This window comes from Pseudoalteromonas sp. c7(2019) (assembly GCF_011378625.1).
Lineage (GTDB): Bacteria > Pseudomonadota > Gammaproteobacteria > Enterobacterales > Alteromonadaceae > Pseudoalteromonas > Pseudoalteromonas arctica.
This window is the reverse complement of record NZ_WTKS01000004.1, coordinates 1-15,381: the sequence shown is the minus strand read 5'-3', so window position 1 is coordinate 15,381 and position 15,381 is coordinate 1. Positions and strand designations below refer to the sequence as shown.

Below are 15,381 nucleotides of genomic sequence, written 5' to 3'. Positions count from 1 at the left end.
AGCGCTATGTTTACTGGGATAATAGAAGCCACAGGCAAAATTGCTTTATTACAAAAAAAACAAGGCGACTTAGCCATTCGTATCCAAAGTGCTGACCTTGATATGGAAGACGTAAAGCTAGGCGACAGCATTGCAACCAATGGCGTTTGCTTAACCGTAGTTGATAAACATATTGACGGTTTTAGTGCTGATTTATCTAACGAGACGATTGGTTTAACCGGTTTTGCTCACTATGCTTTAGGGCAAACGGTGAATCTTGAAAAAGCCATGCAACCTGTTTCGCGTTTAGGCGGTCATTTAGTATCTGGCCATGTTGATGGCATAGCAACTATTACAAGCATTACAGCAAACGCTCGAGCAACAGAATATTGGCTTACAACCGAAGAAAATTTAATGAAATACATCCCGTACAAAGGTTCGGTATGTATTGATGGTATAAGCCTGACAGTAAACGCTGTAGAAGGTAATAAATTCAAATTAACAATTGTTCCACATACGAGTGAGCAAACCACAATTGCTCACTTTAAAGTAGGCACTCAAGTTAATTTAGAAGTCGATCAAATTGCACGTTATTTAGAGCGCCTTATAAAAGGTGCAGAGCAACCAACGGGCTCTGATATTTCGATGAGCTTACTCGCTAAAGCGGGTTTTATTAAATAACGAAACTGATAACTTATACGAGCAAATTTATGAATTTACACAGCGCACAAGAAATCATCGACGATATTAAAGCCGGTAAAATGGTTATTTTAATGGATGATGAAGATAGAGAGAATGAAGGCGATTTAATTATTGCCGCAGAGCATATTAGTGCACAAGCGATTAATTTTATGGCGACTCATGGCCGTGGTTTAATTTGTTTAACTATGACGCAAGAGCGTTGTGAGCAACTTGATTTACCGTTAATGGTTAAAAATAATGGTGCTGCATTTTCGACTAACTTTACAATGTCGATAGAAGCATCAAAGGGTGTTACTACAGGTATTTCAGCAGCAGATAGAGCGCGTACAGTGCAAGCGGCTATAGCTAAAGGCGCAGTACCAAGTGATATCGTGCAGCCTGGTCATATTTTTCCAATTATGGCACAACCTGGCGGCGTATTAACTCGCGCAGGACATACTGAAGCTGGCTGTGATTTAGCGCGTTTAGCTGGGCTTGAAGCATCATCTGTTATTGTTGAAATACTTAATGCCGATGGCACCATGGCGCGTCGCCCTGATTTAGAAGTTTTTGCGAAAGAGCATGATATTAAAATTGGTACTATTGCTGATTTAATCGAATACCGTAACTTAAATGAAACAACAATTGAGCAAGTTGCAAAATGTAAGTTACCAACTATTCACGGTGAATTTGATTTAGTTACTTACAAAGACACAATTGACGGCCAATTACATTACGTATTGCTTAAAGGCGATATAAAAGAGCAAGAACCGACAAATGTACGTGTACATTTGCAAAGTACCTTTAACGATATCCTACTTTCAGATAGAAGTGCTGACCGTAGTTGGGGCCTTTCAGAAGCAATGGCTTATATCGCTAAAAATGAAGGTGCTTTAGTTATTTTAGGTAAGCAAGAAAGCACTGAAGAATTAGAGGCAACTGTAAAAGCATTCGCAGCAGCTGATGCTGGCGAAAGCGTTACGCCTCGTAAATTCAAAGGTACATCTCGTACTGTTGGCGTAGGCTCGCAAATACTTGCAGATCTTGGAATTAAACAAATGCGATTAATGAGTCGCCCTAAAAAGTACCATGCACTTTCGGGCTTTCATTTAGAAGTTGTTGATTATGTTGAGCCACAATAAGCATCACGCTTAAACTAGGCTATTATTTTATTTTTATGGTATGATGCGCAGCAATTTTTGCGCAATCGCAACCGCTTGAACTTATTTTTAGGGTTATCAAATGAAAATTATTGAAGGTAGTAAGTACGCTCCTGGCAAAAAGTTTGCCATTGTCATTTCTCGTTTTAATGACTTTATCGGTAGCAGCCTCCTTGCAGGTGCTGTTGATGAGCTAAAACGCACTGGTGGCGTATCTGATGACGACATTACCGTTATTTATGTACCAGGCGCGGTAGAATTACCTTTAGCGGCTAAACGCGTTGCGGCAAAAAAAGAGTATGATGCAATCATCGCATTAGGCGTAGTGATCAGAGGTGGTACACCACACTTTGACCTAGTTGCTGGCGAATCAAACAAAGGTCTTGCGCAAGTATCACTTGAGTATGATATCCCGGTTGCATTTGGCGTATTAACCACAGAAAGCATTGAACAAGCAATTGAGCGTGCTGGCACCAAAATGGGCAATAAAGGCGGCGAAGCTGCTTTAGGCGCGCTTGAAATGGTTAATGTGTTAGATAAAATTTAAGTTTAAGGAATTTTTGTGAAACCAGCAGCAAGACGTAAAGCACGTATCTTAGCACTCCAAGCCGTTTATTCTTGGCAAATAAGTGGCAATTTAATTGCCGATATCGAACAACAAATGTTGATCGAAACAGACGTTACTAAAATTGATGTTGAATACTTTAAAGATTTAGCGACGGGTGTTGCTGTAAATTATAAGCAACTAGACGAAGCTGTATCACCACATTTAACACGTCCGTTTAATGACTTAGATATGGTTGAGCGCGCAATTTTACGTTTAAGCAGCTATGAGCTTAAGTTCCGTGAAGATGTACCTTATAAAGTTGCTATCAACGAAGGTATTGAGCTGGCCAAAATATTTGGCGCTGAAGACAGCCATAAATTTGTAAACGGTGTACTTGATAAAGCTGTTAAGCATTTACGCAAGTAAGTAAACCGTTAAAGAGGGGAGCCGGCATAGGCCGGCTTTTTTGTGTATGAAGGAATTTGAATTAATTAACCGCTACTTTAAAGGTCGCGGGATCACCCGTCGTGATGTAAACCTAGGTATAGGGGATGATTGCGCTTTAGTAACCGTTCCACAAAACTGCCAACTTGCTGTTACAACAGATACTCTTGTTGCTGGCGTACACTTTTTTGATGATATTTCCCCTCGTGCATTAGGTCACAGAGCGCTTGCTGTTAATTTAAGTGACTTAGCGGCAATGGGCGCTGAGCCAACATGGGTTTCAGTTGCGTTAACCTTGCCAAGTATTGACCCACAGTGGATTGAAGAGTTTACTGAAGGCATGCATGAAATTGCAGAATACTTTAATGTGCAAATTATAGGTGGCGATACTACTCAGGGCCCATTAACTATCACTATTTGTGCAAAAGGGACTGTACCAGAAGGTACTGCACTTCGCCGTAGTGGTGCGAAAGTGGGTGATTGGGTTTATGTTACAGGTCCGCTAGGTGACGCTGGACTTGCAATTGAGTCTCGCAAACAAGGTATAAGTATTGAGCCAGAGCATTTAAAGTACTTAAATAAGCGCTTTGACTTTCCAACACCGCGTGTTGCTGCAGGACAGGTATTGCGAGGCCTTGCATCATCGGCTATTGATGTATCGGACGGTTTAATCGCTGATTTAAGTCATATACTTGATATGTCGCAAGTAAATGCAGTTGTGAATATTGAAAGTATTCCGACTTCAGATGCAATGCAAGCAAGCCTTGATTTTAATCAGCAGCTGCCATTTATTCTCAGTTACGGTGATGATTACGAATTAATTTTTACTGTACCTGATAGCAATAAAAGTATGCTAGATATAAAACTGCGTCAATATGGTGTAGATGCAACATGCATAGGCCAAATTAAAAGTGGCGATGGTCAAATTGAACTTTTACACAACGGTGAAAAGTTTGATTTTAAGCAGCAAGGTTTTGAGCATTTTGCAAAGGAGCTGGTTTGAACAAAAACCGAAAGTTTAATTTAAAGCGCCCACATCAGTTTTTTGGTTTGGGTTTTGGTACTGGGTTAGCCCCTAAAGCACCTGGTACATTTGGCACTTTTGCTGCACTGCCATTCATTTTTATGACTATGTATTATCCGCTATGGTTGCAAATTGTGTTTGCCGTAGTGATCAGTATATTTGGTATATGGGCGTGTGGTAAAACGGCTGATGATTTAGGCGTGCACGACCATCCTGCTATTGTATGGGATGAAGTGGCAGGCTATTACATTACAATGATTGGTGCAGCACTTAGCTGGCAAACATTACTCGTTGGTTTTTTGTTATTTCGCTTTTTTGATATAGCAAAACCTGGCCCAATCCGTATGCTAGACAAACGAGTACATGGTGGTTTAGGTATTATGGCTGATGATATACTTGCGGGCGTTTTTTCGCTTATATGCTTACAGGCGCTAATAAAAGTGGGTTTACTACCCTTTTAATTTTTTATATTTGATTTGTTTAACTAGGTGGCAGCAATATGATGCGATTTTTACTGGTTTGTGTACTGATGTTGTGCGCGACACCAAGTTGGGCTTCAATTAGTGATTACGTAGTTAAGCAATGGAATATAAAAGATGGTCTACCTTCGCAATCACTTAAAAGCGTAGTACAAGACCAGCAAGGCTATATGTGGTTGGGTACTCAGTTTGGCTTAAGCCGTTTTGATGGCACAACGTTTACAAACTACAACACGCAAAATAGCCCGTTCTTGCCTAGTAATGGTATTAATAAACTTTTAGTCGATTCTAGTGGCTTATTGTGGGTAGGTACTAAAAGTGGCTTGGTAGTTATTAATCCTGCCACATTTGCAGCACAAGAGTTTAATATTAAAGGTCCAGTAAGAGATATTCTTGAGGACTCTAAAGGCAGCATATGGATTGCGGCTAATGGTTTATACTATGTAGATAGAGGGCAAGTTGATTTACGCACTCAAGTAAATGGTCCCCTACCTATTGTTAATGCTACCGTAATTACCCAAATTGTTGGCTCTGTTAGCCAAATGGCACTCTCTCCTGAAGGTATTTGGCTGGTTAATGATCGTCATTTATTACGCCTTACTAAAAACTCATCAGATTTCTCTAAACTACGTTTAGAGCTTACCGCTAAAATATCGTTACCAGAGCGCTTAGCGCAAACCATAGTGCACGATTTATCATTCTTAAACGGTAATTTGTATATAGCCTCTGAGCTAGGTGCATACTTTTTAGATTTAGATGACGAACTAAGACCTTTTCCTTTACCTAATGCAAATAACTCAGCCGTTTATAAGTTTATGAGTGATACCGATGGTGGCTTATGGGTTTCGACTTATGGACGTTTATTATTTAGAGATAAAACCGGTGAGTGGCAATGGGTAGAGCCAAGCCAACTTGATCAAAGCATATGGTTTGCTGATATTTTTAGAGATGATAAAAATAACGTTTGGTTAGCAAGTTTTAGTGAAGGCTTATGGCTTGCCCATGAAGGGCGGGTAGAAAGGCATTCAGCAGTTTCAGATATGACCGAGTCTGTTATGGCTATTAGCCAAGCTCCAGATGGAAAACTGTGGGTTGCTAACAAAAGCGGCATTGGTTATTTCGATTTAGATAAAAGTTTTATTAATTTAGTTCCAAGTAGTAAATATGGATACGCGTCAGTACACGATCTACAATTCGATGGTGAACGATTATATATAGCTACAGGACGTGGCTTATTTGTTTTTGAAAACAAGACACTCTATACCGTCCCAGGTCGAGCGCTTCGCGATAATCCTGTGTTTGCAATAAGTCGCTCTAGTAAAGGCGGTTTTTGGATTGGTACCGGACGCGGTTTATATCGATTAAATTATGCTGGTTTAACACCTTTTGCATATAATGCTTTTTTAGGTAGTAAGTTTATTACCTACGTATTGGATAAAACAAACTTTGGTGTGATTGGTACTAGTAAAGGCGCATATTACTTTACAGACCGCGGCATTGAAAAAATTGGTGACCAAACAACACTTGAAAGTGCATACGTAACTAGCGTGTTACATATAGATGGCGTGGGTATTTTGATCGGCTCTCTTAACGATGGGCTTTTTTACAGAAGTACGCAAGGGCAGTGGCGTCAACTCGATGCAGCTAATGGTTTACCGTATGGGTCTATATTTAGCCTAGAATATGATGAAAAGTTAAAGCATGTTTGGGTAAGCACCATGAAAGGTGTTTACAGAATGCCTGTAGAGCAATTTAAAACAGAAATAAAAAGCTTAAAAGTTGAAGAAGTGATTTCATCTTTTGACCGTCAACTCGATGGTAAAGCGAATCAATGTTGTAGTGGACTTGGGCATGATGCGGTAGCAGACACCGGCAATTCTATTTGGTACCCAAGCTTACAAGGTGTTGTTGAAATACCTAAAAATGTAGAGCTATTTGGTGTGCTTGCATTAAAGCCAACAATAGAAACAATAACAACACCACTTCGTCATTTAACCACCGCTGCGCTTGGTAAAAAACCATCATTAGAAACAGACGAGCGTGATATAACGCTAACTTACACAGCTATTGATTACTATGCACCAAACAGTATTGAATTTAGATATAAACTAAGTGGCTTAGATAGTGACTGGCGCTATGCTAATACGCGACGTGAAGCTATTTATACTAACTTGCCTCCAGGCTCGTTTTTGTTTCAGTTAGAAGCGAAGCGCCAAGGTGAAGACTGGACTAAAGCGCAAGAAGTAGAATACGGCTTTGTAGTGCCTGAGCGCTTTGACGAAACTATTTACTTTAGGCTTTTAATTACCAGTGGCTTTATTTTGCTTTTTTATCTCATTTTTTGGGTGTTTAGAGCGCAAGAGCGTAGAAAACAAGAAGCATTAGAGGGCTTGATCACCGAGCGTACCTTAGAGCTTCGTCAAGCTAATGATAAATTAGGCCAAGTGAATTCACAGCTTAAATTAGTTAGTCACTCAGATGAGCTAACGGGGCTGCGTAGCCGCCGCTTTTTGTTTGATCAACTCCCTAAAGATATTGAACACTTTCAACGTAATTCACAATCGCTGCAGGCACAAGGCAAGTCACTGGTGCTGGTAATTATTAACTTTGATAACTTCAGCCGTATCAATGATGCCTATGGCCCAATTGCAGGTGATAGCTGCTTACAGCAAATGGCTGCATTATTAAATTCGCGTACGCAGGGTTCTGACTATGTGGCACGTTGGAGTGGTGATGAGTTTTTACTATTATTACGTGATTTTAAATGCAATAAAATAGACAGCTATGCTTCAGATCTTTGTAAAGTAATAGCGGCTAATTCATTCCAATTACCAAATGGAAAAACAACTAATATCACGGCATCAATTGGCTGGTCATTTTATCCATTACCACTTTTGGGTGGGCAGGTAATTAGCTGGGAGACATCTATTAATTTAGCTGATATTTCACTACACCAAGTTAAAAAGCGCGGTGGTGATGGTGTTGCAAATATTACGTTTGATGATCAGCTTGATGCATTTGAGTTTGAACAAAATTCTAACGTTGATCAACAATTAGGTATTTTACAAAGCAATGGCCTAGCTGATATTAAAGTGTGGATGCGCTGATCAGCAATATTTGATATTAAAAAAGGAGCCTAGGCTCCTTTTTTAATATGCTCAACTTTAGATGTATAGGAAGTTAATTAATAAACGCTTTAATAGCGGTTAATATTCCTTGCTCGCCTAACCCCATTTCATCGTGCATTTCATCTTGGGTGCCGTGTTTAATAAACTCATCAGGAATACCTAAGTTAAGGATATTAATATCAGCTTTTTGCGTTGCTAAGAATTCGTTAACTGCAGAGCCGGCACCGCCAGCAATCGCATTATCTTCAAGCGTAACAATTACATCGTGGCTAGTTGCAAGCTCATTTAAAAGTGCGGTATCAAGTGGTTTAATAAAACGCATATTAACAAGCGTTGCATCTAATTCATCTGCAGCAAGCTGTGCATTTTCAAGTAATGTACCGAACGATAAAATGGCAATTTTACTGCCTTTCTTAATTGTATCTGCCTTACCTATTTCAAGCAGTTGCATAGTGCTTTCAATGTCTGCAGTACCTGCACTACCTCGAGGATAACGAACTGCAACAGGGCAGTTTGCTTTATAACCGGTGTATAGCATTTGGCGGCATTCGTTGGTATCGCTTGGTGCCATAATTACCATATTTGGAATGCAGCGCATAAAGCTTAAATCGTACGCACCTTGGTGAGTTTCACCATCGGCTCCAACAATACCAGCGCGGTCAATGGCAAATAATACAGGTAAGTTTTGCAGTGCAACATCATGTATTAATTGGTCATACGCACGTTGTAAAAAGCTTGAGTAAATAGCAACAACAGGTTTTAAACCTTCACAGGCAAAGCCAGCGGCTAAAGTAACGGCATGCTGCTCAGCAATAGCTACATCAAAGTATTGATCTGGATGCTCTTTAGAAAAACGTACCATGCCTGAACCTTCGCGCATTGCAGGCGTGATAGCCATTAACTTACTGTCTTGTTCGGCCATATCACATAACCAATCGCCGAATACTTTTGAAAAAGTAGCAGCACTAGGTTTAGATTTAGGTAGGCTAGTTGTGCTCGGATCGAATTTTGGTACACCATGATAGCCAATAGGATCGGCTTCAGCCGGTTTGTAGCCCTTACCTTTTTGGGTTTTTATATGTAAAAGCTGTGGGCCTTTTAAATTACGCATATTACGTAATGTATCTACAAGCATGTTTACATCGTGACCATCAATGGGACCAATGTAATTTAGGCCTAATTCTTCAAAGAAGGTACCCGGGATCATCATGCCTTTAATGTGCTCTTCCATTTTACTGGCAAGTTGCTTTACCGGAGGCACTCCTGAGAGTAACTTTTTACTACCTTCACGAATGTTAGTATAAAAGCTACCTGATAAAATTCGAGCAAAGTGATTTGTTAATGCGCCAACATTTTCAGAAATCGACATTTCGTTATCATTTAAAATAATAAGCATGTCTGATTTTACATCACCTAAATGATTCATCGCTTCAAATGCCATGCCTGCGGTTATAGCTCCGTCACCAATAATGGCTACAGACTTTCGACCTTTACCTTCTTTTTGTGCGGCAATAGACATACCTAAGGCAGCTGAAATAGAGGTGCTTGAATGGCCTACGCTAAACGTATCGTATTGACTTTCATCGCGAAAAGGAAAAGGGTGCAAACCGTCTTTTTGGCGAATTGTGTGCATTTGCTCGCGACGACCAGTAAGAATTTTATGCGGATAAGCTTGATGACCCACATCCCAAACTAGGCGATCGTCTGGAGTGTTATAAACATAATGCAGGGCAACGGTTAGTTCAACCGTCCCTAAACCAGACGCTAGATGACCGCTACTTTGCGATACTGAGTTGAGTAAATAATCGCGCAGCTCATTGCTAAATGCAGGGAGTTTGTCTTGCGCTAAGTCACGCAATTGGGCTGGCTCGTCAACCAAATTAAGTAATGGATACTTGCTACTATCAAGTGTCATGGTTTTATATATATCCTTCGCTAACATTAATTAATTCAAAGCTTTTACGAATAATTAATGTTGAGTAATAATGTCAGTGCTAATTGCAATACGTATGAGCAAAAATTAGTGGTCACGCTCAATTAGATAATTTGCTAGCGACGCAAGAAGTGTTGTGTCAGCATCTATATTTGCTAACGCTTCATGGGCTTGTTGTATTAAATTCTGCGCCTTTTCTTTAGCGCCTAGCATACCTAATAACGCCGGATATGTCGCTTTATTCGCGGCAATATCGGAGCCTTGTGGCTTTCCTAAAATAACTGTATCGCCTTCAACATCTAAAATGTCGTCGTGTACTTGAAATGCTAGCCCTATAGCATACCCAAAAACACTTAAATTTTCTAAGGTTTGTTGATCAGCCTTTTCACTGCACAGTGCACCAAGTGTAATTGCGCAATTAATTAGAGCCCCGGTTTTTAGCTTATGTATTCGCTCAAGCTCTTGTACGGTAATTACTTTATCTGTTGCTGCTATGTCAAGACCTTGTCCGCCAACCATACCCTGAAGGCCTGATGCGTGGGCAAGTGTAGCAATCATTTTTACTTGTGTTTGTGATGAGCATTCAAATTTGTGATTCGCAATAAGCTCAAAAGCAAGAGTTTGAAGAGCATCACCGGCTAAAATTGCATTTGCCTCGCCAAACTCTATATGACAAGTAGGGCGTCCGCGGCGTAAGTCGTCATCGTCCATTGCTGGTAAGTCATCATGGACTAACGAATAGCTATGAATACACTCAATTGCAGCAGCAAGTACGTTTAAGTCTTGATGGTTTGCGCCGAGCATTTTACCTGTGGCATAAACTAAAAATGGACGTAATCTTTTACCGCCATTAAATAATCCATACTGGGTGGCGTTCTTTACCGTTTCTTCTGTATCGAGAGGCTGGTTAAAATGCTGTTGTAAGGTCGCTACTACATCTTTTTGAGCACGTTCAATATGATTTTTTATGCTCACAGCTATTCCATATCATTATCAAAGTTTGTAAGTACTGACTTTTCGCCATTCCCCATCAAAATTGATACTTTTTGTTCTGCTTGCTGTAATTTCCCTGATGAAGCACTTGCTAATGCAATTCCACGCTCAAATTGCTTTAACGATTGCTCAAGCGATAAGTCACCTTGTTCCATGTCACTAACGATTGTAGATAATTCTTCTAGTGCTTGTTCGAAACTTAAGTTTTCAGGTTTTTTAGTCGCCATCTTTATTTCAGCTTACATAATAAATTTAGGGGTCAATTTTAGGGGGAATGCTAAACTAGGTCAAAGGATGATATTGGTTTTTTACCTTTATAACGTTAAATTATATTTCAAGTGCATTAATAAAACCTTAATAGCGGTCTGTTGGTTTAATAAATCAATTGATAATTAGGTAGCCCTTATAACTTGATCTAAGATAGTGCTAAAGGCTGCTTTTTATGTTTATTTATAAAAATGGCTTAAGCAATTCAATATGTTGCCGATAAGCAGTTAATAATAAAAGTTTATGATAAGGCCATTAAGCATGAAACTTCTGGAGGAAATGTGGATTTAGCAACCATAATCGGGATCCTAGGCGCAATTGGCTTAATTGTCATGTCTATGTTTATGAGTAGTAGCGGTGAAATGGCTATGTTTTACAATACCCCGTCTGTGGTTATTGTATTTGGTGGTTCACTCTTTATTGTTTTATCAAACTTCACCATGTCGCAATTTTTGGGGATAGGTAAAGTTGTTGCCAAAGCGTTTATGTTTAAAATCGAAACGCCAGAAATACTTATCGAAAAAGCAGTAGAACTTGCGGATTCAGCTCGTAAAGGCGGTTTTTTAGCACTCGAAGAAGCTGAAATTCCAAACCCCTTTATGCGCAAAGGCGTCGATATGCTCGTTGATGGCCACGACGCAGATGTAGTTCGCGCTACACTTCAAAAAGATATTTCTCTAACCACGACTCGCCATGAATTGGGCGCGGGTTTATTTAAGTCGTTAGCTGATATAGGGCCTGCAATGGGTATGATTGGTACTCTAATTGGTTTGGTTGCAATGTTGTCTAACATGGATGACCCAAAGGCAATTGGTCCGGCAATGGCAGTAGCACTATTAACAACTTTATATGGCGCGTTTTTAGCCAATGTTGTGGCAATTCCTATTCAGGTAAAACTTGAACTGCGTAAAGACGAGGAAGCGATGAATCAGCGTTTAATTTTGGATGCTATTTTAGGCATACAAGATGGTCAGAATCCAAAAGTAATCGAAGGTATTTTGAAAAATTACTTAGCTGAATCTAAACGCAAAGTAGATACCGAGGAGTAACTATGTCTGATCAAGAGTGCAAATGTCCACCACCAGGTCTACCTGCATGGATGGGAACGTTTGCCGATTTAATGTCACTGTTAATGTGCTTTTTTGTACTCTTGCTCGCGTTTTCAGAAATGGATGTACTTAAGTTTAAACAAATTGCGGGCTCTATGAAGTTTGCTTTTGGCGTGCAGAATAAAATTGAAGTAAAAGACATCCCTAAAGGGACCTCTGTTATTGCCATGGAGTTTACCCCAGGCAAACCAGAGCCAACCCCAATAGAAACCATTCAGCAGCAAACAGTCGAAATGACTCAACAAATGTTAGAGTTTCAGGCTGGCGATGAAAGCTCAGCAGGCGGCAGGCAAGAACAGCGCGGGGATAAACGCGGTGGCGAATCTCGTAGTACCTCACAAGAAGAATCTTCTGAGCAAGCAACTTCAGCAGCCGATCAGGAGCAAACTAACGAGCTTGTTAAAAAGATAGCGCAGCAGCTTGAAAAGCAAATAATCGATGGCGCAATTGAGCTTGAGTCTTTAGGGCAGCAAATAATTATTCGCATTAGAGAGAATGGTTCATTTCCTTCAGGTAGTGCATTTTTACAACCTAAGTTTAAACCTATAATTCAAGATATCGGTGTGCTGTTAAAAGATGTACCCGGTGAAATAACAGTATCTGGCCATACAGATGATTTTCAGGTATCAAATGAGTTATATATTAATAATTGGGACCTATCATCAAAGCGTGCTGTAGCCGTTGCAAGTGAACTGCAAAAAGTCCAAGGATTTGATAAAACCCGAATGATGGTGGTTGGTCGAGCTGAAACACGACCACTTGTACCGAATGACACCGATGAAGATCGCCGCAGGAATCGCCGAGTAGAAATATCTATATTACAAGGTAAAGCAAAAGAGTCAGCTCCTATAGATGTAAGATAACTTTTATTGGCAAACACACTTATTTATCATAAAGTATGCTTTCTTTAACAAATGTAACGGAATAGTTTATGAAAAAGGTCGATAAGTTTAGTCATATGCCAGGAAATGGCGGTGGTAATGACGATGATGAAAAAAAACTTGATTAACTCTAATGCCTGAATGGTTTTTAAAGACTATATTGATATTAGATACTAGTTGGGTGTTTATTTTAAGCCCTGCTATTTTCATCTTTTATTTTAGAAAAGATTATTTGGCCCTGCGTTTCGCTTTAATTACAGCCGCTTTTTTTTTATATGGAACCATTATTCATCCTTACTTGAAAGAGTTTGATAATGGGATTTATGTTTATCGATACCTTGTTTGGGCCCTTAATGATATTGCTTGGATGGCACTCATCGCATATCTGGGTTTAAAAGATAAGGTTTATTTATGGCAATGCGTATTAGGTCAATTGGTTGTTATTATGGCACCAATTTTACAGCTATTTAGATTAGTCGACCGCCATTTATGGGATCTTTCTTATAGTACATACATTTATAAAACCTTATTGCCATTTATTAATATAGGCACCGTTGTTGTTTGTTATCTTCCGCTTATTTATATTTTAACAAAAGACAAAAAAAGCCCAGCTAGCCAATAGTTACAAAAAGTTCCCTCCTTTAAAATAGCTGTGCTAGACTACTGTTTATATAAACAGTGATGAGCAGGCTATGAAACTCTACATTGCAGAAAAACCTTCACTTGGACGCGCTATTGCTGATGCGTTACCAAAACCACATAAAAAATATGATGGTTATATAGAAGTCGCTAATGGCGATTGTGTATCGTGGTGTATTGGACATTTGCTAGAACAAGCAGAACCCGATGATTACGATGAGCGCTTTAAAAAGTGGCAGTTTGAACACTTACCTATAATACCTGAACAGTGGAAGTTAAAAGCCAAAACCAAAACTCGCAAACAGCTCACTGTTTTAAAAAAATTAATTAAACAAGCCTCGCAACTTATTCACGCTGGCGATCCAGACCGTGAAGGCCAGCTACTAGTCGATCAAGTAATTGAAGAAGCTAAAATAAGTCAGGCTAAAAAGCAGAGTACGCAACGTTTACTCATTAGTGATTTAAACTTATCGGCGGTAAAAAAATCACTGGGTACTATGCGTTCTAATCGAGATTTTATTCCGTTAAGTGTATCTGCTTTAGCGCGCTCTCGTGCTGATTGGCTATTTGGTATGAATTTAACACGTGCATACACACTAGCTGGGCAAAAAGCAGGGTTTGGTAATGTGCTTTCGGTAGGGCGAGTACAAACCCCTATTTTAGGTCTTGTTGTTAATAGAGATAACGAAATAGCACACTTTGTATCTAAGCCTTTTTACGATGTACTGGCGCATTTACTTACTCCAGATAACCAGCCATTCATAGCTAAGTGGGTTCCTAGTAAAGCATGTGAGCCACATCAAGATGAAGAAGGGCGAATACTTAACAAAGCACTCGCACAAAATGTTGCTTCACGCATTACAAAGCAAAGTGCTGAGCTTACTTCACTTGACCAAAAACAAAAAAAACAAAGTGCTCCATTACCGTATAACCTATCTGCACTGCAAATAGATGCGGCTAAAGCATTTGGTATGCCAGCTCAAAAAGTGTTGGATATTTGCCAAATACTTTACGAACGTCATAAATTAATTACTTACCCACGCTCTGATAATCGTTATTTACCTAAAGATCACCATCAAGATGCATCTGCTATTTTTAAAGCTATAAGTGCTAATGGTGGGCAAAGCAGTGAATTAGTAAATGGGGCTGATGTAAAAAAGCGTAGTAAATGTTTTAACGATTCAAAAGTGGCTGCCCATCATGCCATTGTGCCTACGGCTAAGCAGTTAAAGTCAGCGAGTTTGAGCGGTGACGAAGCGAAGGTATATCAATTAATAAGCCGCCATTACCTAATTCAGTTTTATCCCGACTATATATATAACGAAACTAAAGCAGAGATAACAATCGCTGGCGGATTATTTAAAGCAAATGCAAAACAAGATGTAAGCTTAGGCTTTAAGGTATTAATGGGTAAGTCTGAATTAAAAGATGAAGCTACGTTACCTCCTTTAACAAAAGGTATGTCTCTTTTTTGTGAGCAAGGCGAAGTAGTCGAAAAGCATACATCACCCCCTGCTTATTTTACCGATGCTACATTATTGGCTGCGATGACCGGCATTAGTCGTTATGTTAAAGATCCACAAATTAAAAAAGTATTAAAAGACACTGATGGTTTAGGTACGGAGGCAACACGTGCGGGAATAATCGAGTTGCTATTTAAGCGGCGTTTTTTAAAACGTGAAGGTAAGTCAATTAAAGCGACCGAAACGGGCCTTGCCCTTATTAGCGTATTACCACAAGGTTTAGCGAGTCCTGATTTAACCGCAAAGTGGGAATCGAGCTTAGGTGATATCGCGCAGCAAGTAATGAGTTATCAGCAATTTTTACAGCCTTTACTTGCTGACTTAAATGGGTTTGTACAATTAGCAGCAAACTGCGATAGCAATGCATTTGCAAGGTTACCAAAAAGCTCACCTAAAAAACGTTTTGCTAAACGAGATGGAAAAACGACCTTTAAAAAGTCGAGTTATAAAAAAAGCTCTGTTGCTAGTTAGCTACAGAGCCATTTTATTAAACGATATTACTTAACCTGGACTCTGCTTGAGATAGATTTATTATCCAGAATTCATATATGGTCTCCTCCAGTATTGCAAGGTGTCATTCAACGATAGCAGGGA

At 39.6% G+C, this 15,381-nt stretch carries 14 protein-coding genes; 11 read left to right on the top strand and 3 right to left on the bottom strand.

Annotated features, from left to right (window positions below):
• The first annotated feature begins 6 nt into the window (after positions 1-6).
• The 7 genes from GQR38_RS05475 to GQR38_RS05445 all read left to right on the top strand — a co-directional run bounded on the left by GQR38_RS05475 (position 7) and on the right by GQR38_RS05445 (position 7,421).
• Positions 7-660 carry a riboflavin synthase gene (locus GQR38_RS05475; RefSeq protein WP_007587137.1) on the top strand — a complete coding sequence of 218 codons (654 nt, stop codon included), beginning with the start codon at positions 7-9 and terminating at the stop codon, positions 658-660.
• Positions 661-689: 29 nt separating this feature from the next.
• Positions 690-1,802 (top strand): bifunctional 3,4-dihydroxy-2-butanone-4-phosphate synthase/GTP cyclohydrolase II, encoded by a 1,113-nt coding sequence (gene ribBA / locus GQR38_RS05470; protein ID WP_010554580.1) that lies wholly within the window; start codon positions 690-692, stop codon positions 1,800-1,802.
• A gap of 100 nt (positions 1,803-1,902) precedes the next feature.
• Positions 1,903-2,367, top strand: coding sequence for a 6,7-dimethyl-8-ribityllumazine synthase (ribE, locus tag GQR38_RS05465; RefSeq protein WP_007587130.1), 465 nt, complete (start codon positions 1,903-1,905; stop codon positions 2,365-2,367).
• Between the two features lie 15 nt (positions 2,368-2,382).
• Entirely contained in the window at positions 2,383-2,793 is a 411-nt protein-coding gene (gene nusB / locus GQR38_RS05460; RefSeq protein ID WP_007587129.1) for a transcription antitermination factor NusB, read from the top strand.
• A 46-nt stretch (positions 2,794-2,839) separates the two neighbouring features.
• A complete protein-coding gene (gene thiL, locus GQR38_RS05455) occupies positions 2,840-3,814 on the top strand; it encodes a thiamine-phosphate kinase (protein ID WP_024589763.1) in 975 nt (324 codons plus the stop codon).
• Entirely contained in the window at positions 3,811-4,296 is a 486-nt protein-coding gene (locus GQR38_RS05450; RefSeq protein WP_007587120.1) for a phosphatidylglycerophosphatase A, read from the top strand. Before thiL ends, GQR38_RS05450 begins: the two co-directional genes overlap by 4 nt.
• Before the next feature lie 38 nt (positions 4,297-4,334).
• Entirely contained in the window at positions 4,335-7,421 is a 3,087-nt protein-coding gene (locus GQR38_RS05445; protein ID WP_007587118.1) for a ligand-binding sensor domain-containing diguanylate cyclase, read from the top strand.
• Between the two features lie 73 nt (positions 7,422-7,494).
• Here GQR38_RS05445 and dxs read toward each other — a convergent pair whose 3' ends face one another.
• The 3 genes from dxs to GQR38_RS05430 form a co-directional block, all read right to left on the bottom strand.
• A complete protein-coding gene (gene dxs / locus GQR38_RS05440) occupies positions 7,495-9,357 on the bottom strand; it encodes a 1-deoxy-D-xylulose-5-phosphate synthase (protein WP_007587116.1) in 1,863 nt (620 codons plus the stop codon).
• 105 nt (positions 9,358-9,462) lie between these two features.
• Entirely contained in the window at positions 9,463-10,350 is an 888-nt protein-coding gene (ispA, locus tag GQR38_RS05435; RefSeq protein WP_007587115.1) for a (2E,6E)-farnesyl diphosphate synthase, read from the bottom strand.
• Positions 10,351-10,352: 2 nt separating this feature from the next.
• A complete protein-coding gene (locus GQR38_RS05430; protein WP_002961738.1) occupies positions 10,353-10,595 on the bottom strand; it encodes an exodeoxyribonuclease VII small subunit in 243 nt (80 codons plus the stop codon).
• 321 nt (positions 10,596-10,916) lie between these two features.
• Here GQR38_RS05430 and pomA point away from each other — a divergent pair, with 321 nt between their 5' ends.
• The 4 genes from pomA to GQR38_RS05410 all read left to right on the top strand — a co-directional run bounded on the left by pomA (position 10,917) and on the right by GQR38_RS05410 (position 15,258).
• Positions 10,917-11,684 (top strand): flagellar motor protein PomA, encoded by a 768-nt coding sequence (pomA, locus tag GQR38_RS05425; RefSeq protein ID WP_007587114.1) that lies wholly within the window; start codon positions 10,917-10,919, stop codon positions 11,682-11,684.
• 2 nt (positions 11,685-11,686) lie between these two features.
• Positions 11,687-12,607 (top strand): flagellar motor protein MotB, encoded by a 921-nt coding sequence (locus GQR38_RS05420; protein ID WP_007587113.1) that lies wholly within the window; start codon positions 11,687-11,689, stop codon positions 12,605-12,607.
• Between the two features lie 151 nt (positions 12,608-12,758).
• The gene (locus tag GQR38_RS05415; protein WP_010554575.1) at positions 12,759-13,247 is read left to right on the top strand and encodes a hypothetical protein; all 489 of its coding nucleotides are present in this window, start codon (positions 12,759-12,761) and stop codon (positions 13,245-13,247) included.
• Positions 13,248-13,317: 70 nt separating this feature from the next.
• Positions 13,318-15,258 carry a DNA topoisomerase III gene (locus tag GQR38_RS05410; RefSeq protein WP_165722044.1) on the top strand — a complete coding sequence of 647 codons (1,941 nt, stop codon included), beginning with the start codon at positions 13,318-13,320 and terminating at the stop codon, positions 15,256-15,258.
• Positions 15,259-15,381 lie beyond the last annotated feature (123 nt).